This is a genomic window from Myroides phaeus, assembly GCF_009799805.1.
Taxonomy (GTDB): Bacteria; Bacteroidota; Bacteroidia; order Flavobacteriales; family Flavobacteriaceae; genus Flavobacterium; species Flavobacterium phaeum_A.
The window spans coordinates 1,741,541-1,762,894 of sequence record NZ_CP047050.1; the positions used below are offsets into that span (position 1 = coordinate 1,741,541).

At 33.3% G+C, this 21,354-nt stretch carries 22 protein-coding genes, 1 other RNA gene and 1 pseudogene; 9 read left to right on the forward strand and 15 right to left on the reverse strand.

All coding sequences use genetic code 11. The annotated features are described in order from the left end of the window. Positions 1 to 274 precede the first annotated feature (274 nt). On the forward strand, positions 275 to 940 hold the full coding sequence (locus GQS07_RS07840) for an outer membrane beta-barrel protein (RefSeq protein WP_158210325.1): 666 nt from the start codon (positions 275 to 277) through the stop codon (positions 938 to 940). 94 nt (positions 941 to 1,034) lie between these two features. Continuing rightward, a complete protein-coding gene (xerD, locus tag GQS07_RS07845) occupies positions 1,035 to 1,946 on the forward strand; it encodes a site-specific tyrosine recombinase XerD (RefSeq protein WP_158210326.1) in 912 nt (303 codons plus the stop codon). A 334-nt stretch (positions 1,947 to 2,280) separates the two neighbouring features. Here xerD and rny read toward each other — a convergent pair whose 3' ends face one another. From rny to GQS07_RS07865, 4 genes are all read right to left on the reverse strand, one after another. Beyond that, the gene (gene rny / locus GQS07_RS07850) at positions 2,281 to 3,846 is read right to left on the reverse strand and encodes a ribonuclease Y (protein ID WP_158210327.1); all 1,566 of its coding nucleotides are present in this window, start codon (positions 3,844 to 3,846) and stop codon (positions 2,281 to 2,283) included. A 53-nt stretch (positions 3,847 to 3,899) separates the two neighbouring features. Next, positions 3,900 to 4,007, reverse strand: a non-coding RNA gene (gene ssrS, locus GQS07_RS07855) — 6S RNA. 62 nt (positions 4,008 to 4,069) lie between these two features. Beyond that, positions 4,070 to 4,372, reverse strand: coding sequence for a cell division protein ZapA (locus GQS07_RS07860; protein WP_158210328.1), 303 nt, complete (start codon positions 4,370 to 4,372; stop codon positions 4,070 to 4,072). A gap of 6 nt (positions 4,373 to 4,378) precedes the next feature. Next, positions 4,379 to 4,669 carry a hypothetical protein gene (locus GQS07_RS07865; RefSeq protein WP_158210329.1) on the reverse strand — a complete coding sequence of 97 codons (291 nt, stop codon included), beginning with the start codon at positions 4,667 to 4,669 and terminating at the stop codon, positions 4,379 to 4,381. Positions 4,670 to 4,857: 188 nt separating this feature from the next. On the opposite strand from GQS07_RS07865, the gene GQS07_RS07870 reads away from it, so the two are divergent. Then, the gene (locus tag GQS07_RS07870; protein ID WP_158210330.1) at positions 4,858 to 6,549 is read left to right on the forward strand and encodes a M23 family metallopeptidase; all 1,692 of its coding nucleotides are present in this window, start codon (positions 4,858 to 4,860) and stop codon (positions 6,547 to 6,549) included. A gap of 124 nt (positions 6,550 to 6,673) precedes the next feature. Beyond that, a complete protein-coding gene (locus tag GQS07_RS07875) occupies positions 6,674 to 7,432 on the forward strand; it encodes a hypothetical protein (RefSeq protein ID WP_158210331.1) in 759 nt (252 codons plus the stop codon). A gap of 38 nt (positions 7,433 to 7,470) precedes the next feature. Here GQS07_RS07875 and GQS07_RS07880 read toward each other — a convergent pair whose 3' ends face one another. The 10 genes and pseudogenes from GQS07_RS07880 to GQS07_RS07925 form a co-directional block, all read right to left on the reverse strand. Then, entirely contained in the window at positions 7,471 to 7,893 is a 423-nt protein-coding gene (locus GQS07_RS07880) for an SRPBCC domain-containing protein (RefSeq protein ID WP_158210332.1), read from the reverse strand. Between the two features lie 97 nt (positions 7,894 to 7,990). After that, the gene (gene cobC, locus GQS07_RS07885) at positions 7,991 to 8,551 is read right to left on the reverse strand and encodes an alpha-ribazole phosphatase (RefSeq protein ID WP_158210333.1); all 561 of its coding nucleotides are present in this window, start codon (positions 8,549 to 8,551) and stop codon (positions 7,991 to 7,993) included. Then, positions 8,536 to 9,312 (reverse strand): adenosylcobinamide-GDP ribazoletransferase, encoded by a 777-nt coding sequence (locus GQS07_RS07890; RefSeq protein ID WP_158210334.1) that lies wholly within the window; start codon positions 9,310 to 9,312, stop codon positions 8,536 to 8,538. Before GQS07_RS07890 ends, cobC begins: the two co-directional genes overlap by 16 nt. Next, a complete protein-coding gene (gene cobT, locus GQS07_RS07895) occupies positions 9,309 to 10,313 on the reverse strand; it encodes a nicotinate-nucleotide--dimethylbenzimidazole phosphoribosyltransferase (RefSeq protein WP_158210335.1) in 1,005 nt (334 codons plus the stop codon). The genes GQS07_RS07890 and cobT overlap by 4 nt, the downstream gene beginning before the upstream one ends. 65 nt (positions 10,314 to 10,378) lie before the next feature. After that, positions 10,379 to 10,951 carry a Crp/Fnr family transcriptional regulator gene (locus GQS07_RS07900; RefSeq protein ID WP_158210336.1) on the reverse strand — a complete coding sequence of 191 codons (573 nt, stop codon included), beginning with the start codon at positions 10,949 to 10,951 and terminating at the stop codon, positions 10,379 to 10,381. A gap of 53 nt (positions 10,952 to 11,004) precedes the next feature. Then, the gene (locus tag GQS07_RS07905; protein WP_158210337.1) at positions 11,005 to 11,754 is read right to left on the reverse strand and encodes a DUF4369 domain-containing protein; all 750 of its coding nucleotides are present in this window, start codon (positions 11,752 to 11,754) and stop codon (positions 11,005 to 11,007) included. Positions 11,755 to 11,758: 4 nt separating this feature from the next. Beyond that, positions 11,759 to 12,082, reverse strand: coding sequence for a YbaB/EbfC family nucleoid-associated protein (locus tag GQS07_RS07910; RefSeq protein ID WP_090408745.1), 324 nt, complete (start codon positions 12,080 to 12,082; stop codon positions 11,759 to 11,761). A 139-nt stretch (positions 12,083 to 12,221) separates the two neighbouring features. Next, positions 12,222 to 12,497, reverse strand: a pseudogene (locus GQS07_RS13850) (type II toxin-antitoxin system RelE/ParE family toxin); the annotation flags it as partial. Positions 12,498 to 12,529: 32 nt separating this feature from the next. After that, a complete protein-coding gene (locus tag GQS07_RS07920; protein WP_158210338.1) occupies positions 12,530 to 12,772 on the reverse strand; it encodes a hypothetical protein in 243 nt (80 codons plus the stop codon). Between the two features lie 763 nt (positions 12,773 to 13,535). Further along, on the reverse strand, positions 13,536 to 13,751 hold the full coding sequence (locus GQS07_RS07925; protein WP_158210339.1) for a hypothetical protein: 216 nt from the start codon (positions 13,749 to 13,751) through the stop codon (positions 13,536 to 13,538). Positions 13,752 to 13,899: 148 nt separating this feature from the next. Here GQS07_RS07925 and GQS07_RS07930 point away from each other — a divergent pair, with 148 nt between their 5' ends. The 4 genes from GQS07_RS07930 (at position 13,900) to GQS07_RS07945 (ending at position 19,946) form a co-directional block, all read left to right on the forward strand. Beyond that, positions 13,900 to 15,579, forward strand: a complete 1,680-nt coding sequence (locus GQS07_RS07930) for a S41 family peptidase (protein WP_158210340.1) — start codon at positions 13,900 to 13,902, stop codon at positions 15,577 to 15,579. A gap of 111 nt (positions 15,580 to 15,690) precedes the next feature. Further along, entirely contained in the window at positions 15,691 to 17,751 is a 2,061-nt protein-coding gene (locus GQS07_RS07935) for a S9 family peptidase (protein ID WP_158211351.1), read from the forward strand. A gap of 81 nt (positions 17,752 to 17,832) precedes the next feature. Next, positions 17,833 to 18,864: a PLP-dependent cysteine synthase family protein gene (locus tag GQS07_RS07940; RefSeq protein ID WP_158210341.1), complete on the forward strand. Its 1,032-nt coding sequence runs from the start codon at positions 17,833 to 17,835 to the stop codon at positions 18,862 to 18,864. A 122-nt stretch (positions 18,865 to 18,986) separates the two neighbouring features. Continuing rightward, positions 18,987 to 19,946, forward strand: a complete 960-nt coding sequence (locus GQS07_RS07945; RefSeq protein ID WP_158210342.1) for a Fic family protein — start codon at positions 18,987 to 18,989, stop codon at positions 19,944 to 19,946. A gap of 174 nt (positions 19,947 to 20,120) precedes the next feature. Here the strand turns inward: GQS07_RS07945 and GQS07_RS13680 are convergent, their stop codons facing one another. Further along, complete coding sequence (locus GQS07_RS13680) at positions 20,121 to 20,276, reverse strand: hypothetical protein (RefSeq protein WP_176770741.1); 156 nt, start codon at positions 20,274 to 20,276, stop codon at positions 20,121 to 20,123. A gap of 202 nt (positions 20,277 to 20,478) precedes the next feature. On the opposite strand from GQS07_RS13680, the gene GQS07_RS07950 reads away from it, so the two are divergent. Then, positions 20,479 to 21,354: an ABC transporter ATP-binding protein gene (locus GQS07_RS07950; RefSeq protein ID WP_158210343.1), complete on the forward strand. Its 876-nt coding sequence runs from the start codon at positions 20,479 to 20,481 to the stop codon at positions 21,352 to 21,354.

A 21,354-nucleotide genomic window follows, 5' to 3' on the forward strand; every position in this document is an offset into this window, starting at 1 on the left:
TAAAGATATATTTATGTGTTTAAGTTAATCTTCTTGTGAATATGTGTAGATGTTGTGTTATTGTTGGTTATAATTAGGTGGTTCTGTTTATTAGTACTTTTGTTAACAATTATTTAAGTAAAATATTTTATTTTGTATATCCTTGTAATACAAGGTGTTGTGGTTTTTATAATAGGTTATTCTTTGCGATTCTGTTATATTTTTATTAAAAATTCTGTAGTTTTTATAGGTAGTTTGTACATTTGACTTAGTTAAAAATTAAAAATAGCTAAATATGAAAAAATTAGTACTTTCAGTTATGGCAGTTGCAGCTTTTGGTTTTGCAGCTAACGCACAAGAAAAAGAAAAACCAACTTACGGATTCCAAGAGTCTAATGTATTTTTAGAAGGAAGCTTCAGTATTTCTGATTCTAATGTGAAAATGACAGGATCTGATGAGAAAATTAAAACTACAAACTTCGAAGTTAACCCTAAAGTAGGTTATATGTTGAATGATAAATTTGCTGTTGGAGCTTCTGTAGGTTTCGGTAAATTAGGTCTTGACAACGAATTATTTGATGGTGCTTTTGACGGTGTTGATGCAGAGTACATTAAATCAACTTACGCTGGTGTTTTTGCTCGTTACTACTTCTTAGAAGTTGGTCAACGTTTCAAAACTTTTGCTGAAGTAGGTGTTGGATTTAGCGAAGGTAAAATGGATGTAAGTGGAGTTACTAACAAAGCAACTGGTATCCGTGCTGGTTTAGACTTAGGTTTCAACTACTTCTTAACTCAAAACTTAGCAGTTTCTTTCAACGTTGCTAACGTATTCTCTTACGCTAATTACAATGTAAAAGTTGATGGTGAAAAAACAAACACTGTTTCTAACACTAACGCTAATGTTAACATTTTCAATAACTTCTTTGATAATGCTAAATTTGGTTTAACTTACAAATTCTAATTAATAGAATAAGTAAAACTTATATTATTAAGAGCCTCTCATTTCGAGAGGCTCTTTTTTTTGTTTGTATATTTGAAAGGTATAAAATCAATTTATGTTATCTAATTACTGGGAGAAAAATATAAAAATGTTTACAACTTATCTGAAGTTGGAAAGGGGATTGTCAGAAAATTCTTTGGAGAGTTATGAGCTTGATGTTCGTAAGTTTCTGATGTATTTAGGTGGATATGAACAAGAGTATAAACTTGAAGAAATTGATGTTGCCTTAGTACAAGAGTTTTTATATTCAATTGCAGAAATTGTAGCGCCTACTACTCAGGCACGAATTATTTCGGGATTGAAGAACTTCTTTAATTATTTTATTCTTGAAGGATATATAGAAAAGTCACCTGTAGAGTTGATAGAAGCTCCTAAAACAGGGCGTAAATTACCAGATACACTCAGTTTAGAGGAAATAGATTTGTTAATTGGTGCAATTGATCAGTCAACACCGGAAGGTTTTAGAAATAAGGTTATGTTAGAGGTGTTGTATAGTTGTGGACTTCGCGTTAGTGAATTGGTTGGTTTGCGATTATCTGATTTGTTTTTTGAAGAAGGGTTTATTCGAGTAATAGGTAAGGGGAGTAAACATAGATTTGTTCCGATTGATGAGTATTCGATGGAGTTAATTACTTTATATGTAAATACTATTCGCTCACAATACACAGTAAAGAAAGAGAGTAGTGATATTGTTTTTTTAAATCGAAGGGGAGCACAGTTAACACGTGCGATGATATTTACGATTATAAAGCGTTTAGCAGTAGAAGTAGAGTTGAACAAGAATATAAGTCCACATACCTTTCGTCATTCATTTGCAACGCATCTATTAGAGAATGGTGCGGATATAAGAGCAATACAGGTAATGTTAGGACACGAATCTATTACAACTACAGAAATATACACACATATCACAACAGAGCGCTTAAGAGTGGTTTTAGAGGATTATCACCCAAGGTCACAGAAATAGTTAATATTTCTTGGTCCACTTCTTTAAGTTAAGTATTTAAGAGGGAGTAGGATGCTATAAAATACACGTGAATTGTTGGTTGTTTATAACAAGTTGATAGTGTGGTACAATAGTAAACAGTTGGTTAAACCATAGCTGTTATAAAGAAAAACCGGTTGTTTGATAGATCTAAGAGATTGTGTAGGTCAGGAGTAGGTTAGATTTGTTTTCACACTTATAGAAAAGGAAGTGAGTATAATTTAGAAGAGGTAATTGATTAAAAGAATAAATAAAGACCTTAGGGTTTTAAGCATAAAAAAAGGAGTTATTGAAAAATAACTCCTTTTTTGTTTTATTACTTAGCAATGTTAATTGCTCTTGTTTCTCTAATTACAGTGATTTTCACTTGACCAGGGTAAGTCATTTCAGTTTGAATTTTTTGAGAAATATCAAACGAAAGCGTTGCCGCCATATCATCAGTTACTTTTTCACTTTCTACGATTACACGTAATTCTCTACCAGCTTGAATAGCATAAGCATTTTTCACACCGTTGAACTCGTTAGCAATACTTTCAAGATCTTTTAGACGTTGGATGTAAGAGTCTAATACTTGACGTCTTGCACCTGGTCTTGCTCCAGAAATAGCATCACATACTTGAATAATAGGAGCAATTAACGTAGTCATTTCGATTTCGTCGTGGTGAGCTCCAATAGCGTTACAAACCTCAGGTTTTTCACCATATTTCTCAGCCCATTGCATACCTAAGATTGCGTGTGGTAGTTCGCTTTCTGTTTCTGGCACTTTACCGATATCGTGAAGTAATCCAGCACGTTTAGCTAACTTAACATTTAATCCTAATTCAGCCGCCATCAAACCACAAAGCTTAGCAACCTCTCTTGAGTGTTGTAATAAGTTTTGTCCGTAAGATGAACGGTATTTCATTCTACCTACTATTTTGATTAATTCAGGGTGTAGTCCGTGAATTCCTAAATCAATAACAGTTCTCTTACCAATTTCAATGATCTCCTCATCAATTTGTTTAGTAGTTTTAGCAACTACCTCTTCAATTCTTGCTGGGTGGATACGACCATCTGTTACTAAACGGTGTAAAGATAAACGAGCAATTTCTCTTCTTACTGGGTCAAAACAAGAAAGGATAATAGCTTCTGGAGTATCGTCAACGATGATTTCTACACCAGTTGCAGCTTCAATAGCTCTAATGTTTCTACCTTCTCTACCAATAATTCTACCTTTTACATCATCAGATTCGATATTGAATACAGATACACAGTTTTCAACTGCTTCTTCCGTTCCAATACGTTGAATAGTATTGATAATAATCTTTTTAGCTTCTTGTTGAGCTGTAAGTTTCGCCTCTTCAATTGTTTCTTGAATAGAAGCCATTGCGTTAGCTTTAGCCTCAGTTTTTAAACTTTCAATGATTTGATTCTTAGCTTCTTCTGCAGTTAATCCAGAGATAATTTCTAATTGTTCAACTTGAGTACGGTGAAGTTTTTCAATTTCCTCTTGTTTTCTTTCGATAATTTCAAGTTTATGATCGTAATCTTTAACTCTTTTTTCTCCTTCTTCAACAGCTTTTTTTGCTTTAGCTAATTCACTTGAGATTTGAGATTCTTTATCTCTTGTTCTCTTTTCAGCTTCAGCAATTTTTTTATCTCTACTTAATATTACTTGCTCGTGTTCAGATTTTAATTCAATGAATTTCTCTTTTGCTTGTAATATTTTTTCTTTCTTGATTGCTTCACCTTCTGCTTTTGCGTCACGTAAAATTGTCTTTACTTCCCCCTCTGCGTTTTTCAATATAGAAGAAGCATGGTTTTTTTCAAGGTATTTTGCTACCATGAAGCCTATTGCGGCACCGATCACAATTCCTCCAATGGTCATCAATAATATTTCCATAAATGTTCCTATAAATTATATATAAAAAAAGCTCACACCAGCTTGAGTCGCGTAAACTCTCTAAATAACAAGTTTTGAGTTAGCCTGCTGTTCAAGGATCTGCTTAACGCAGCGTGCTTTAGTAGCAAAGATTCACCCATTTTAATTTGTTTGCGTTGAGTTTATCAAACAGTACTAATGTGAGCAGTATTTTTAGTCTTATGTAAAGAACGTGATTTCGAATTTATTTTGATAGAATACGATCTAAAGCTTCATCCAGTTTTATTAATCTATCCACAGCTTTTGTATATCCTTCTGTAGTGTCAATTGTTTTCTGGTCATTTTGCGATGCAAATTGTAATGCACACATCGCTAAAACATCTTGCTTATCTCTAACAGCATAGTTTTCTTCAAATTGATGAATCATTATCTCAATCTTCTTAGAAGCAGAACGCAAGGCCTCCTCCTGAGAATAACCAACTGTTAGTGGGTAAACCCTATCAGCAATTGATAATTTTATCTTTAATTGTTCATCATTTTTACTCATATACCTCTATTTTGTGAGATGAGCTATACATTGATCGATTTCTTTAATCAATGAATTTATCTTCAGTTTCGTATCTCTTCTATTCTCTTCACTGCCCAATAGCGAACTCGCTAAACGTAACGATTCATACTTTTCATAAATTGAATCCAACTGCTTTTCATTTCTTTGAATCTCCTCTTCTGCTGAAAGTAAAGTCTTTTTCAACTCTTTATTTTCAGCTTCTAATACATTCAGTCTTTGTACAAGTCTTGCAAACTTAACTTCCAAAGAATTGACAACATCAGTTAGTTCACTCATTACGCTTAATATTCACTATCCTAATACTACAAAGTTACAATTAGTATTCATATTTAAAAAGCTTTCATAAAAAAAAAAGAAAATTTCTATGCATAATTTACAAGCTGTTAGCTATGTTGTTCATTTTAAGTCATAATACTAAATATTTTGGCTCTTATTATGTATTTTAGCCAAAAAGTTTTTTTGTTATGAATGTAAGAGTACTTACTGGTATTATCTTATGCGGTTTCGGTGTTTACGCTCAAAATAACAACACCCTTCAATTTGACAATCCTTTACATATTCCTATTAATGCGTCTGGTAATTTTGGCGAATTAAGAGGTACTCACTTCCACGCAGGACTTGATATTAAGACCCAACAGCGTACGGGATTGCCTGTTTATGCTCCAGCTGATGGGTACGTATCGCGAATTAAAGTCTCAACTTGGGGGTATGGTAAGGCTTTGTATATTGATCATCCTAACGGACAAACAACTGTTTATGGACACTTGGATAGTTATGCTGGAGAGATTGCTGATTTAGTGAAAAACAGACATTATGCTGAAAAGAGTTTTGAAATTGAAATATTCCCTCGTAAGAATCAACTTGCAGTAAAACGCGGACAAATTATTGCTTATACTGGTAATACGGGTGGTTCTGGTGGACCACATTTACACTACGAATTTAGAGATACGCAGACACAACAAATTTTAAACCCATTGGGTGAAGGAATGGATAAAATGCTGACTGATACGCAGGTTCCTTCTGTAAATGCTGTTTTTGTGTATCCATTGAGTGATGAGGCAGTCGTAAATCAAGGACAGATTCCTCAGCAATTATCATATGTTACTCAAAATGATGGAACGCTTTTAGTTTCGCCTATTAAAGCGAAAGGTACCATTGGTTTTGGAATTGATATTCACGATACAGCTAATTTCAATACAAACAAAAACGGTGTTTACGCAGTTGAAACTTTTGTAAATAGTAAGCGTGTCTTTAATTATAAGTTCGACCGTTTTTCTTTTGCTGAAAGCGGATTGGTTAATGCGTTAATTGACTATGAACGTTTTGTTACAACAAGAAAGAAAGTACAGAAGTTGTTTTATGACAAACCTTATAATCTTTCGGTTTTATCAATTGATGCTTCTAAAGGACAAATTAATGTGAAACCAGGGGAGAACTATACGTATAAAATAGTGCTTTCTGATTATCACGGAAACACAAAAACAATTAGTATTCCGGTTGAATATGCTGATGAAGTAGTTCAGAATGCAAGAAAAGTGGAGTCGGGAGAATACAAAATCAACGCAGATAGAGATTATATTTTTGAAAAGGAGAACGTAACAGTGAGTATGCCTGTTAAAGCGTTTTACAATGATTTTGAAATGAATATGTCTGTTGCAAATAATGTGTTGAAATTACACAAGCCTGTTGTTCCAATGGCGAAAAGTATTGCCATTACATTTGATACTTCAAATATGGATATATCAAATAGAGATAAAGCATTTATCGCTCGTGTTGATGGGGGAAAAAGAGATTATTTCAAAACAACTAAAAAAGGAAATCTGTGGACTATCTACACAAAGAGTTTTGGAGATTATAAGATTTTGACTGATGAAGTTGCGCCTAAGATTTACAAACCGAGTTTTGAAGAAGGACAGTGGATTAGTAGTGCAACAGAAGTTTCTTTTTTAATTTCTGACGATGTGGCTGGTATTTCATCTATTGTGGGAACAATTAATGGAAAATGGGCTTTGTTAGATTACGATTATAAAACAAAGAAAATTGTACATAAGTTTAGTGATAAGGTGGTTGTTTCAGGTAGAAATGACGTTGTGATAAAAGTTACTGATAATGTAGGAAATGAAGGTGTTTTCGAATCTCATTTCTTCATTAAGTAAATAACGAATAACTGTTAATAGGTAGTTTATTCAGCTGTAGAGAAGTACAGCTAAAAAATAGATTACTCATTTTGATGGATAAAAACACGAATTAAGTATCTTTGATTTATTAAACACTCATATTATGAAATTAGGCGTAGGATTGTTTTTAGGAATCTTTTTAGTATTTGGAGCTTGTAAGCAAGAAGAAGAGAAGCCAAAAGTTAGTTATAAAGAAGAGAGTTCTTCTACGGTTGGTACTGAAACAGTAAAAGAAAAAGAAAGAGCAGAGGATATTCGTATCGCTGACTTACCTGTTTTAATGGGACAGTCTAATTATTTAATTCACCCAGTTGGTGAAGTACGCGTTTATAGCTATACTTCTAAAAGTGGTATGAGTAAAGTGAGTCAAACTTCTTATACAGTTTCAAATTATGCTCCTTTTGAATTAACAGGATATCTTGAGAATTTAATGTTTCAACACAAAGATTCTTTAGAAATTAGACCGCTGACGGATGCTAAAATACAAATCCAAAGTGTTACATATTTAAACACTATTGCTGAGAAATTCAAGAAGAATATTTTAGTGTATAGCATTTTTGATGCGGATACAAACAGAGATGGTAAGATTGACTCTAATGATATCAAAACACTTTACATTAGTAGATCTAATGGGAAAAGTTTTAAAAGGTTGAGTGAAAATTTACACGAGGTGTTAGATTGGACTGTAATTGATGCTCAAAATAGGTTGTACTTTAGAACAATTGAGGATATTAATAAAAATGGAGCGTTTGATAAAGATGATAATGTAAATTATTACTACATCAATTTATTAGATAAAGATTGGGAAGTGATTAGTTACGACCCTTTACGTGTAGAGAAAGAAATAGAAATTTTAGAATAATATAAAAAAGCTCGTTGATTCAACGAGCTTTTTTTATGTTATAAATGCAACTTTTCTACTTGTTCTTTTAAAGCTTTATTCATCGCAATGAAACCAGCTAAAGTTTCAGTTTGTAATTTTTTTTTCAAGAAAGGAACAAGGATTCCTGAAAATTCTTCACTGTGGTAAAACTCACATTGTACTTCATTAATCTGTTTTATTTTAAAACAATGGTGTCCGTCAAAAATACCTTTACAGAGTAGTTTCCCTTTCCAACTAAAATAACGTTCTTTTCTATTGCTGAATACAATCGGCTTAAAAGACATTGAAGGAAGCTGAATAAACAAAGGCATTCCAATCACAGCCTGTCCTTCAATATGTGAAATAAAGGGATTCCAATTCGGATATTCTTGAAAGTCCATTAATTCATCCCAAATTTGTTTTTTAGTCGCTTGAATAGTTATACTTGTTTCTATTTTCATCTTGTCAATTGTTTAGATGACAAAGATGTGTCTTCACAAACAAAGATCTCTTGACTTTAATCAAGAAAACACCTTCTGAAAAGTTGCTATAGTATGCCTACATTTTTTCAACGATATAGTCGTCTTTCTTCGTTTTTCCAAGGTTGAAGTGCAAGACCTCACCATAGCCAACCGGAATTTTGAATGTGTTTTCTAAAGGAGTATTCAATAGATAATTCCACATACATCTCATTGGACCTCCGTGTGTAATTAATAAAACCTTGTTGTATTTCTTTTGTCTTAGTTCGTCTAAAAAGGAAGTCACTCTTTGTTGTACAGTCATAAGGTTCTCCCCATAAGGAGGAGATGTATTCACAATATCGTTCATCCAGTTATCAAAACTTTGTTTCGGAATCTCATCCCAAGGTTGCATTTCCCAAGCTCCAAAATCCATTTCTAATAGTCTATCGTCAGAGGAGTAGAACTGGTTGAATTCTTCTGCAATAAACGTACATCTTCTCAAAGGGCTTGAAAAGATTGCGTCAATATCTATAGGAATTCGTTGTTTTGTTATTTTTATTTCATCTGTGTATCCATTTAACAAAGGTACATCAGTTTGACCGTAGCATACGCCAGTGGGGACATCTACTGCGGTGTGTCGCATTACATAAATTTCCATAATAGTATAGTTGATAGGTAAAATAGCACTTCACATACTTGTTGTATCGTTCCTAAACAATCACCTGTATATCCGCCGATGTGTTTTTTAAAGTAATAAGCTAAATAGAGTTTACCCAAATAGCTGATAAAAAAACTGAGGATAAACATATAGTTGTTATAAAGGAAAAAGGGAACAAGTGTTATCGTAAGTGAAAATAATAGCGATTGATAAGGTAATCTTTTATTAGCTAATGGTTTTGATTTACTTTGGTCTGTGTCGCGTACATATTGATGTGTGTAAATCATTGTAGAAGCGTGAAATCTACTGGTAATATGCGCATTTATTAGCGTAATGACTACTAATGAAATAGATGCACTTCCGAGTTCGTGTAAGGCAAGAAATTTTAGTAGAAGCAACAGTACAATACCGATTACGCCATAAGCACCAATACGACTATCTTTCATAATAGTCATTATTTTTTCTTTGCCATAACCACCACCAAAAGAATCGCATACATCAGTAAAACCGTCTTCGTGAAATGCTCCTGTTAATAATACAGAGATACACATTGATAATACAATAGCGATGTCAATTGAAAATAAGAATTGAAATAAATAAAAGCTCATTGCCGCCACACCACCTACGATATACCCAATAAAGGGAAAGTATCGCTGTGATTTATTCATTATTTCTTCGCTATACGGTATTTTAAACGGTATAGGTATTCTGGTGAAGAACATAATAGCTGTAGCAATATAAATTAGTTGCCTCCGAATCATTTGTTTGACACATTAGCAGATTGAAAACTTGCCATATTATTTAAAAAGGCAACAGCATTTTCGATAATAGGATAAGCCAAAGCACAGCCCGTACCTTCTCCTAATCGCATTCCTAAGTCTAAAATCGCTTTTTGTTCTAAAGAACGAAGCATTAAGTTATGACCAATTTCATCTGATTTATGACAGAAAATAGCGTTGTTTATTATTTTAGGGTTAATTCTATTAGCACATAAAAAAGCACTTGAAGCAATAAAACCATCTACTAAGATAATCATATTGTGTTCATACGCTTCTAACATAGCTGCACACATTTGGGCAATTTCAAAACCACCAAAGAACATAAGTGTTTCCTGTGGTGTTTTTGGTTTTGGATGTGCGTCTAATACAGCAGTAAGTGTCTGTTTTTTCTGTTGCAATTGTTTTGCATTTAATCCCGTACCATTACCTACACATTTATCAATTGGTAAGTCTAAAAAAACACTCATTAACAAAGAGGCAGAAGAAGTATTTCCAATTCCCATTTCTCCAAATCCAATTATATTTGTACCCTTTTCAGCAATATCACGTACAATTTTCTGTCCCATTTCAAAGCAAAAGTTTAATTCACTTTCTGACATTGCCTGATTTGCCAACATATTTTTTGTACCATATCCTGCCTTAGCATCTATTAAAGTTGGAGATAAAGAAAAGTTGTGGTTTACGCCAGCATCTACTATTTTGATGTCAATATTATTTTGCTTACAAAACACATTAATTGCTGCTCCTTCACTTAGAAAATTACTAACCATTTGAAAAGTTACCTCTTGTGGGTAAGCACTAACACCTTCTTTAGCTAAACCGTGGTCTGCTGCAAAAACTACAATTGTAGGATTAACAAGTTGCGGGGTTAATGATTGTTGAATTCTTCCTATTTTAAAAGCAATATCCTCTAATAGTCCAAGTGCTTTTAATGGTTTTGTTTTTAAATTAATTTTTTCTTGAAGTTGCTCGTCAAAAGTCATTGTGTAGTAAGTTGGTTTACACAAATATAACTTAATTCGTAATATATCAGTATAAGAATAAACGTTTAAAAGGAAATTGATTTCTTTCTAATACGGCTGAGTGTTTCTGGTGTTATTCCTAAAATAGACGCAATATATTGATGAGGTATTTCATTGAATAGTCCCCCATATTCATTAAAAAAATTCCTATATCGTTGTTCTGCGTTAAGAGAAATAAATTGAAAGATACGCTGTTCCATCTGTTCAAAACAATGGGCTATAAACATTCTTTCTTTTGCAGACCAATTAGCAATTTGTTGTTCTAAAGTAAGATAATCTGATTTTGAAATCACAAGTGCCTGAATAGGTGTTAAGGCCTCAATATTCCATTTGCTTGTAGTGTTGAATAACCAGGCAGATAAGTCTGTTACAAAGTAATTAGGTATACTAATCCATTGCGTAATTTCCTTGTCGTCTTGTATAGCATATATTCTTGCAAAGCCAGATTGTATAAAGTAAAGGTGGTTACACTTTTGCGTGGTAGCAAGTAATAATTCACCCTTTTTAAAAGTAATTGGAGAGAATAAGTTTTCTGCTATTTTAGTTTCTTCAACAGAAAGTTGTAAGCTACTTTGAAGTTTTTCTGTAAATGTTGGCATAATCAAAAATAACAAAAAGAAACGCCCTACGAAAAAAGTAGGGCGTTAATCAATTATTCTTGAGGAGTAGAATTATTCTTTAATTCTTCTTCCATTGCTTTTCTTTCTTTGATAAACTCTTCTAATTGTTTACCATATTTATGTGCCATTACTTCAGGAGAAAGCGATTTGTAAATCGTATCCAAGTATTTCACATTTGCATCATATAAATCAGTCAATGCAATATAAGGAGTAGCATCAGAATCTTTGTGATTCAATGCAAAGTTTACAGCGTTAAGGTATTTTCTAACTAAGAACTTTTTAGACAGTTTAGTAATACTATCAATTTTAGCAGCATTGTTTTCTTTCTCAGCGTTGAAACGCGCTACTAACAATTCGTTTTGTTTATCTAAAACAGCAGATCTTGTTTTTAAGTAGTTTTCGTATGTTTCTTGAGATTTAGACCCTGTTACTTTAGCATCAGCATAAAAATTCTTCAAAGTAGTATTAACAGTCATTTGCCCTGGTTCAGCAAAAAACATAATTTGGTTGTCTTGAGAATTTGTATGTCCTCTGTCTAACGTCAAAAAGAATACCTCTGGGGAATCAATATTTAAATCAAATTTAAAGCTTGAATCTCCAGTCACAGCTAAAGAGTCGATTGCTTTAAAAACAGTATCTTGTATTTGATACAAGTATAAATTTCCTTGTTTAAAGCCATCTACTTTTCCAGTAACAATTAAGTTACCTTTTCCGCTTTCTTTATTACAAGAAACGAAAAGTGCTCCAGTAGCTATTAAAAGAGTGTAAAGAATTTTTTTCATATTTTTATTTGAATAGGTCTAATCCTGGGATGTTTGGCATTCCGTCTTTAGCTGCAGCAGCTAATTCAGCTTCGTTTATAGTACCTGCTTTTTCAATAGCACGGTTTAATACCATAACAAGATAATCTTCTAATTGCTCTTTATCTTCCATTAATTCATCAGCAATAGAAAGAGAACGAATAGTTCTGTTAGCTGTTAAAGTTACTTGTAACAAACCATCATTACTTTTATCGTCAATTAGAACAGTATCTAATCTTTTTTTAGTTTCTTCAATCTTCGCTTGGGTCTCTTGTAATTTACCCATCATACCCATTAAGTCTCCAAACATATCTAATGTATTAAAAATTTGTTGAGCAAAAATATTAAAATCTTTTGAAGTTCTACAGAAATGTTATAGAATACTTAAAATATAAAAAGCAGTCGTTTTTGAAAGGATGAACAAGGGACAACATTAAGGTGAAACGAGGTTATTTAATGTGATTTAGTAGGATGGGATTTTGTCTGCAATCAAAGATATCGATGATTTCAATTCTATTGTTAGGATTGTTGAACCAATAGATGATTTTGTAGTTATCTTGAATGATAAAGCGAAAGCTTTGTTTTTTATCTTGTAAAAAAGTTTCTATCTGTCCAAGTTCAGGAAAAGATTTTAATATTATAATCGAATCAATAATCTTCTTGATAATCTTTTTAGAAAATTCAGCACTATTCTTAATTCGCGTGAAATTATAGATAGAATGTAGTTCTTCTTTTGCAAAATCTGTCTAATAGATCGTTACTTCCATTGTTCTATTTCTGAAAGTAAAATTTCATTTGAAGTAAGACGATTATTTTTAGAGTCAGAAAGTGATTTTTCAACTCTCTCTTTCAGTTTCTGAATACTCATCACTTCTTCTATTGTATCGTCATAAGATATTGGCTCAGAATATAATAGGTTTTCTAAACGATTTATAAGTTCTTCATTTTGAACCTTTAGAAATTCTTTAATGAATTCTAATTTTCTTGTTTGTATATCCATTTATAACTTATTAATATTCAAAGTTATAAAAAATAATAACAACTAAATTGTTTTTTTAGTTGTTGATAATTAGATAGTAATTATATGCAAAATGCTATTGGTCTTATTCGGTATGCTCCCAAAAAGCAAACACAATGCTCTTATTATGTTCCCATACATTTTCCATAATTCTGATGAGAGCAGTATGGTAGCATTCCAAAAACAACACATTGATTGCTGCTTAATTATAGTGATGTAGTGTACTAATGCTATTTTCTGTATCACTGTAAACAAGGCACTTACGGGGGTTTTGTTTATACTATGTTCGACACAAGTTCGACACAATGCCCACATTCGCTCGGAAACAGGGGGTGTTTTCCGAACATCTCTCGAATTTGTGTGGTGTCAGTCTCGAATATGGTACGACTAAAATTAAAACCATAGTTTAGTAATACTAAACGGATATTGCTGTTTTATTAGGATATCAAAGAACTTAGCAAGCTTGTATTGGGGTGATAAGCAGAACAAATGTCTGTTATATTTAATGCAAAAGTAGGAATAGCCCAAACATAGAAATCAGCAAAGCGGTTATTTTGACATCATTTGCTATCATCTGCTATCAAATGACATCATATGCAGTATAAACGCTGTCCCACTTTTGTACTTAATTCCCTCTAAACCCTTATCTATAAAGGGATTGAAAGGGTTTTAAATGACATTTAGTCGTAAATAAGCCGTAAATAAGTCGTAATTACCTCACCTAAAGGCCTTTTTCGCGAACGAATTACGACTTAATTCCGAGGTAATTACGACTTAATGCTGTATGAGATAGTAACGAATACTGGTTAAGAATAGCTTCGTTAATAGTACCTGCCTTTTTAATAGAACAGTCTGATACCATAACAAGATAATCTTCTAATTGTTTTTTCTCTTCCATTAATTCATCACCAGTAGAAAGAGAACAAATAGTTCTGTTAGTAGTTAACGTTACTTCTAACAAACCATCATTACTTTTATCGTCAATTAAAACAATACCTTACCATAAAAGCTTTTGTAAAGCAAGTTGTTTTGTAGAAGCTAACGTAGTGATATACTATTAATGAATTATAGATCGTTATATCTTACGAACTAACTATTAAACCATTAAAATGAAGAAAGTGATTTTTGTACTTGTTGTAATGTTTACAACTGTTTTTTACGGACAGAGCAGTGTGTCAAAGGATAATAATATAGAAGATTTGATTCATATCTGGGGTTTGGTTAAATATAAACATCCAGTAGGCAGTAGTGGCAAATTTGATATGAATGAGGAGTTTCTAAAAGCTTATGAGCAGGTTGTAACGATTAAAACACCACAAGTACTTAACGCGTTTTTTTTAGCGTGGATTAATACGTTTAACGATGATAAAAATTTGATCAAGAAAGAGGGACTTGATAAGGCTAAACTATTTACAGATAATGCAAAGTACGATTGGATAGATAGTCCTCGATTTAATGATAGTTTGAAGCAAGTACTTCGCGATTTAAGGGATAATACCAACCTTAAGTTTCATTATGCAAAACGCCATAAGGTTAATAAAATGATTGACTTTCTGAATGAAAATAAGTTAGATGGATATACGAATACAAATGCAGGACATAGAGCGTTGCTTTTGAGCTCTTTTTGGAATATGATGAAGTATTGGAACATCAATCTGTATTTAACTGACACGCCTTGGGATGAGGTATTGACAAGGTTTGTGCCTCTTTTTGAAAATACAGAAGGAAAGGAGTTTGAATACACGAAAGAAAAGCTGTTTGTTGCCTTAAACGATTCACATAGTAATTATGAGGATAGCCAATATTTGAAAGATAATTTTAAATTTTATCCGGCTTTTAATGGGAAGGTTGTGAATGATTCTATTGTTGTGTATTTTTTACAGAATACAGCTATTACAGCTAAAGAAGGAATTGATGTAGGTGATATTATTTACTCGATAGATGGCTTGTCTATTAAGAAGTATTTACAGGAAAAAGTAGGGGCTTATGTCAGTGTATCCAACGATAGTTATTTGAAAAAATATTATGAAAGTTTCTTGTTTTTGGCTTCTTCAAAAGATAAAATTACTGTAGAGGTAAAGAAAAAAGATGGTCGTTTAGAGAAGAAAGAAGTTTCGCTATACAAGTTTAATTCGATGTATGATAAAGATAAAAGTAAGAGTTTGTACAAAGAACAAGAATGGAATTTGGAAAAAGAGATAGGATATATTTCGTTAGCAACGATTACTCGTGATGAATTGAAAAAAGCGTTTGAAAAATATAAAGACACCAAGGGCATTATAATTGACTTGCGCAATTACCCTCAAAATATTAGACCGAATGATATTGCAAAATATTTGCTTCCAGAAAAGAAAAAGTTTATTTCTATTCTTGGTGTGCATAGTCCGGGTTACGGAGAAAGAAACCAAGATTTTCCATTGAATATGATCATAGATCCTTTTGTTGTTGGTGGAAAAAATAAAAATTATTACAAAGGTAAAGTAGTACTTTTAGTTGATGGTTCGACAGGGAGTAATGCTGAGTTTATAGCAATGGCTATTCAGCAATCACCCAATTGTATCACTGTAGGAGAACAAACATTTGGGGCAGTTATGAATAGAATTGTTGTTCCCTTGTTAGATGGAACGAGTATAGATTTCACTGGAAATAGTGCGTATTATCCAGGTGATGAAAAGTATAATGTGCAGAGAAATGGGTTGAAAATTGACCATAAAGTTTCTATGAAGGCAACGCATTACGATATTTATACAGCAGAAAGATTGGCTGTACGATTACTTGAAAGTGAATAGAATATATAAGAGGTGATGGTTTATTACCTCTTTTTATACACTTTAATCTAAATGCCTAAACTTTATGCCTACAAGTTATAAAACCTTACTTTTGTACTTTTAATGAATATGATGAAAATAGATATACAAGCGCCAGTTGCTAAGGTGAAACCTCACGAGATAACGGCACACAACCATACACGAATTGACAACTACTTTTGGTTAAACGATAGAGAAGATCAAGAAGTAATTGATTACTTAAATGCAGAGAATGCATATTACCAAGAGCAAACTGCTCATACACAAGAATTCCAAAAGGATTTATTTGAAGAAATGAAAGCGAGAGTTAAGGAAGACGATAGTTCGGTTCCTTACTTCTACAATGGTTATTACTATATAACTCGCTTTGAAAAAGGGCAATGTTATCCTATTATGTCTCGTAAAAAAGGCAGTATGGAGGCAGAAGAAGAAATTCTTTTTGACTGTAACCAAATGGCAGAAGGACACGCTTATTTCCATTTACGTGGAGTAAACGTTTCTGAAGACAACCAATGGGCTGCTTATGGTGTGGATACGGTTTCACGTAGAGAATACACACTATATGTAAAGAACTTGATTACAGGTGAGATTTCTCCGATTGAAATTACAAATACAACGGGTAGTTCTACGTGGGCTGCTGACAACAAGACGTTGTTTTACTCTCGTAAAGATGAGGTAACGCTTAGAGCAGATAAGATTTATAAACACAAATTGGGAACTGCTGTTGACCAAGATGTATTGGTGTATTTTGAGGAGGATGAAACTTTTGATACGTATGTAAGTAAAGAGAAATCACATAAATATATTGTTATTGGTTCTGAGAGTACACTGACAAGTGAGTACCGTATTTTAGAGTCTAATAACCCAGATGGAGAGTTTCGCGTTTTCCAAGAGCGTATTCGCGGTTTGGAGTACAATATTTCTCACTACGGAGAACACTTCTATGTAACAACTAACTTAGATGATGCAGACAACTTTAAGTTGATGAAATGTACAGAAACGCAAACGTCTGTTGAAAACTGGGTTGAGGTAATCCCTCATCGCGAGGAAGTGTTGTTAGAGGATATTGATATTTTTAAAGATTATTTGGTTATTTCTGAGCGTTCAAACGGACTTGTTCACTTGCGTATTTTGCCTTGGAACAATCCTGAACAAGGGTATTATCTACCTTTCGGAAGTGAAACGTATAATGCTTATACAACAACGAATATTGACTTTGACACTGACATTTTGCGTTATGGTTACCAATCGTTAAATACGCCTGCTTCTATCATTGATTTCAATATGAAAACCAAAGAGAAAGAGGTAAAGAAGGAACAAGAGGTATTGGGAACTTTTGACAAGAACGATTACGTAGAAGAACGTATTTGGGCTACAGCGAAAGACGGAGTAGAAGTGCCTATTTCAATGGTGTACAAAAAGGGAATGAAGAAAGATGGTTCTAATCCTTTCTTGTTATACGCTTACGGTTCGTACGGATATTCGATGGAACCTTATTTTTCAACGACGCGTTTGAGTTTGTTAGACAGAGGATTTGTGTACGCAATTGCACACATTCGCGGAGGGGAAGATATGGGACGTGATTGGTATGAAGATGGTAAACTGTTAGAAAAGAAAAACACGTTTAACGACTTTATCGCTTGTTCTGAACACGTGATTAAAGAAGGATATACTTCTAAAGAACACTTGTATGCAGAGGGTGGTTCTGCAGGGGGAATGTTGATGGGGGTTATTGTAAACGAACGCCCTGATTTGTACAATGGTGTTATTGCACAAGTACCTTTTGTGGATGTGGTAACAACGATGTTAGACGATAGTATTCCGTTGACAACAGGGGAGTATGATGAGTGGGGTAACCCAAATGATAAAGAGTATTATGACTATATGTTGTCTTATTCGCCAATTGACAATGTAAAAGAGCAAGCGTATCCGAATATGTATGTATCTACGGGATTACACGATTCGCAAGTGCAGTATTGGGAACCTGCGAAGTGGATTGCTAAATTGAGAGTGATGAAAACAAATGACAATCAGTTGTTTTTAGATACAAATATGGATGCAGGACACGGAGGAGCTTCAGGTAGATTTGAAGCTTTGAAAGAAGTAGCAAAAGAGTTTGCTTTTATGTTCGATTTAGAAGGAATTACGAAATAGTTAGCACTATTTTTTAGTAAATTTGTTAGGTATAAAGGAAGTCGATACAGCAATGTGAAGGCTATAATAAAAAATAAAATTATGAAAGAAGAGATTCAAGCGTATGATAATGTATTGTCTTTTGTAGGAAATACACCTTTAGTAAAATTGCCAAAAGCAACTGCTAAGTTAGAAGGAAACTTCTACGGAAAAGTGGAGGCTTTTAACGCAGGGCATTCTGCAAAAGATAGAATTGCTTTACATATCATTGAAACAGCTGAGAAGAAAGGGATTTTAAAACCTGGAGATACGATTGTAGAAACTACTTCTGGTAACACTGGATTTAGTATTGCAATGGTAAGCGCTATTAAGGGATACAAATGTGTGTTGTCTGTTAGTGATAAATCATCTCCGGATAAAATCGATATGTTACGTGCAATGGGAGCTACAGTTTATGTATGTCCTGCTAACGTAGCGGCTGATGACCCTCGTTCATATTACGAAGTTGCAAAACGCGTACATAAAGAATTACCTGGTTCTATTTATATCAACCAATATTTTAATGAGTTGAATACGGAGGCTCATTATTTATCTACTGGTCCTGAAATATGGAACCAAACAAATGGTAAGATTACACACTTTGTTTGTTGTTCTGGTACTGGTGGTACTATTTCTGGTACTGCAAGGTTCTTAAAGGAAATGAATCCTAACGTAAAAGTATTAGGTGTTGATGCTTATGGTTCTGTATTGAAAAAATACCACGAAACAGGTGAGTTAGACCCTAATGAGATTGCTCCTTATAAAATTGAGGGATTAGGTAAAAACCTTATTCCTACTGCGACTGACTTTTCTGTAATCGACAAGTTTATGAAAGTGACAGATAAGGATGCTGCACAAGCTGCTCGTGAATTAGCACGTACAGAAGGATTGTTTTTAGGGTATACTTCTGGTGCTGTGTTACAAGCAACAAGACAATATGCTGCTGAAGGTGAGTTTGACAAGGATAGCGTTGTTGTAATGTTATTCCCAGACCACGGTTCTCGTTATATGAGTAAAATTTATAGCGACTCTTGGATGGAGCAACAAGGTTTCTTAGATGGAGAACCTAAAAATGAAATCAACTACGTAAAGTAAGCTTTGCGTTATGCTATAGAAAAGCACCTCAATTGAGGTGCTTTTTTTGTATGTATGTATTTTTTGTACGCTATAGTATCAAAATGTTATATCTTTGATAGTATCAAATGACACTATCAAAGATGAAACCACCCTATATAATTACGAGTAAAATATTGGAATTAGTTCACTTAATTTCGGAGTGTTTAGGTGAAATAAATGCAAGTCATTTATATAAACCTACAACGGAATTAAGAAAGAAAAATAGGATTAAAACGATTCAGTCTTCTTTGGAAATTGAAGGGAATACATTGAGTGAAGAACAGATTACTGCCTTGTTAGATAACAAGCGAATCATTGCTCCTGAGAAAGATATTACAGAGGTTAAAAATGCTATTGAAGTTTATAACCAACTCAATACGTTTAAAGTTAATAAGCTTAGTGAGTTAGAACGAGCTCATTTGATTTTAATGCAAGGATTAGTTGATAAACCGGGTAAATTGCGTTCTACGAATGTGGGGATTGTGAAAGGTTCAAAAGTAGAACACGTTGCTCCAAGTGGCAGTATGGTGAGGGGATTGATGAACGATTTGTTTGCTTACTTGAAAGAGGATAGTGATTTACTTTTAATTAAAAGTTGTGTATTTCACTACGAGTTTGAATTTATTCATCCGTTTGTAGATGGGAATGGAAGAATGGGGCGTTTATGGCAAACATTAATTTTACTACAGAAATATCCCGTGTTTGAATATTTGCCAATTGAGAGTTTAATCAAGGACAACCAAGAAGCGTATTATAAATCATTGTCTATCTCTGATAAAACGGGACACTCAACGCCCTTTATTGAGTTTATGCTGGGTATAATTTTAAAAGCGCTTCAAGATGTTTTGCTAACACAAACGCAAGTGCTAACAACAGATGATAGAATAGCGTATTTTAAAGATAAGATTGGTAAACACTTTTTCAGCAGAAAAGATTATTTACAAAATTATAAGAATATCTCAAGTTCTACCGCAAGCCGTGATTTGAAATGGGCTGTAGAAAAAGGATTATTGGAAAAGGAAGGGGAACATCGTTTTGTAAAGTATCAATACATAGATTAACCTAAAAATGAAATAAACTACGTAAAGTAAGCTTTGCGTTATGCTATAGAAAAGCACCTCAATTGAGGTGCTTTTTTTGTATATGATAGTTAGTTTGATAGTGTCATATGATACTATCAAACGATGTGTTTTTGTGTAATGAATTGGTTTTTAGTTGTTTCTAAAAAAACTGTTTTAGTTTATTTTTTCTTTCGGAAGATTAAATAATGCCGCGATAATTATAAAGCCAATTCCCGTGATTGAAGGAGGGAGCATATTCGCTTTTGTGCCTAAGTAAATCATATAAATTCCTAAAATGATTAGGAGAATAGATAGTGCTTTTTTTAACATAGTAGTTGGTTTTTATAAGGTTAAGGTATTTTCAAATATAGTTAATTATTTTAATGCGATTCTTTATATAACAGCGCTTGTGTTTGAAGAGAAGCCATAGACACTATAAAATCAAATAGTCAATAGCATCAAAGTTTTTTGAAAAAAAGATGTAACAATCAGAGTCTTTTACTCACTAATAGGGTAAACCAAAAGTAGAATTATGAAATTAGTTATAGAAAATTTAAGTAAGACTTATAAAAATGGGGTTAAAGCATTAGATGGTTTAAATTTAGAGATAGGTGCAGGAATGTTTGGGTTATTAGGACCTAATGGTGCTGGTAAATCTTCTTTGATGCGTACGATTGCTACGTTGCAAAAACCAGATAGTGGTTCTATTCATTTTGGTGATATCAATGTGTTAGAACAACAAAATGAGTTTAGAAAAATACTGGGGTATCTACCTCAAGATTTTGGTGTTTATCCAAATATGTCTGCTCTTGATTTGTTAGAGTACTTCGCGCGTTTGAAAGGGATTTCAAATGCTAAACAACGCAGTGAAATTGTAAAAAGCGTATTAGATGTTACAAATTTATACGAGGTAAGACGCAAAAGTGTTAGTGGCTATTCAGGTGGAATGAAACAGCGCTTTGGAATTGCTCAGTTGTTGTTAAACGATCCTAAATTGATTATTGTAGATGAACCTACTGCGGGATTAGACCCTGCAGAAAGACACCGCTTTCTAAATGTACTTCGCGAGATTGGTAATAATAATACGGTTATCTTTTCGACGCATATCGTAGATGATGTAAACGAATTATGTCACGAGATGGCTATTTTGAACGGAGGGAAACTATTGGAAAGAAGTACGCCTAAGCAAGCAGAACAAAAGTTAGAGGGAATGATTTGGACGAAGGAGGTTGTTCGTGAAGAGGCTGAGGTGCTAAACAAAGAATTAACTATTCTTTCTGGAAAATACAACCAAGACAATAAACTAAATGTACGTGCTTACTCACAAGATTCTTTAGCAGATGCTGGATTTACACAAGTGAAACCAAACTTAGAGGATGTTTATTTTGTGGCACTTAAAAACGATTAA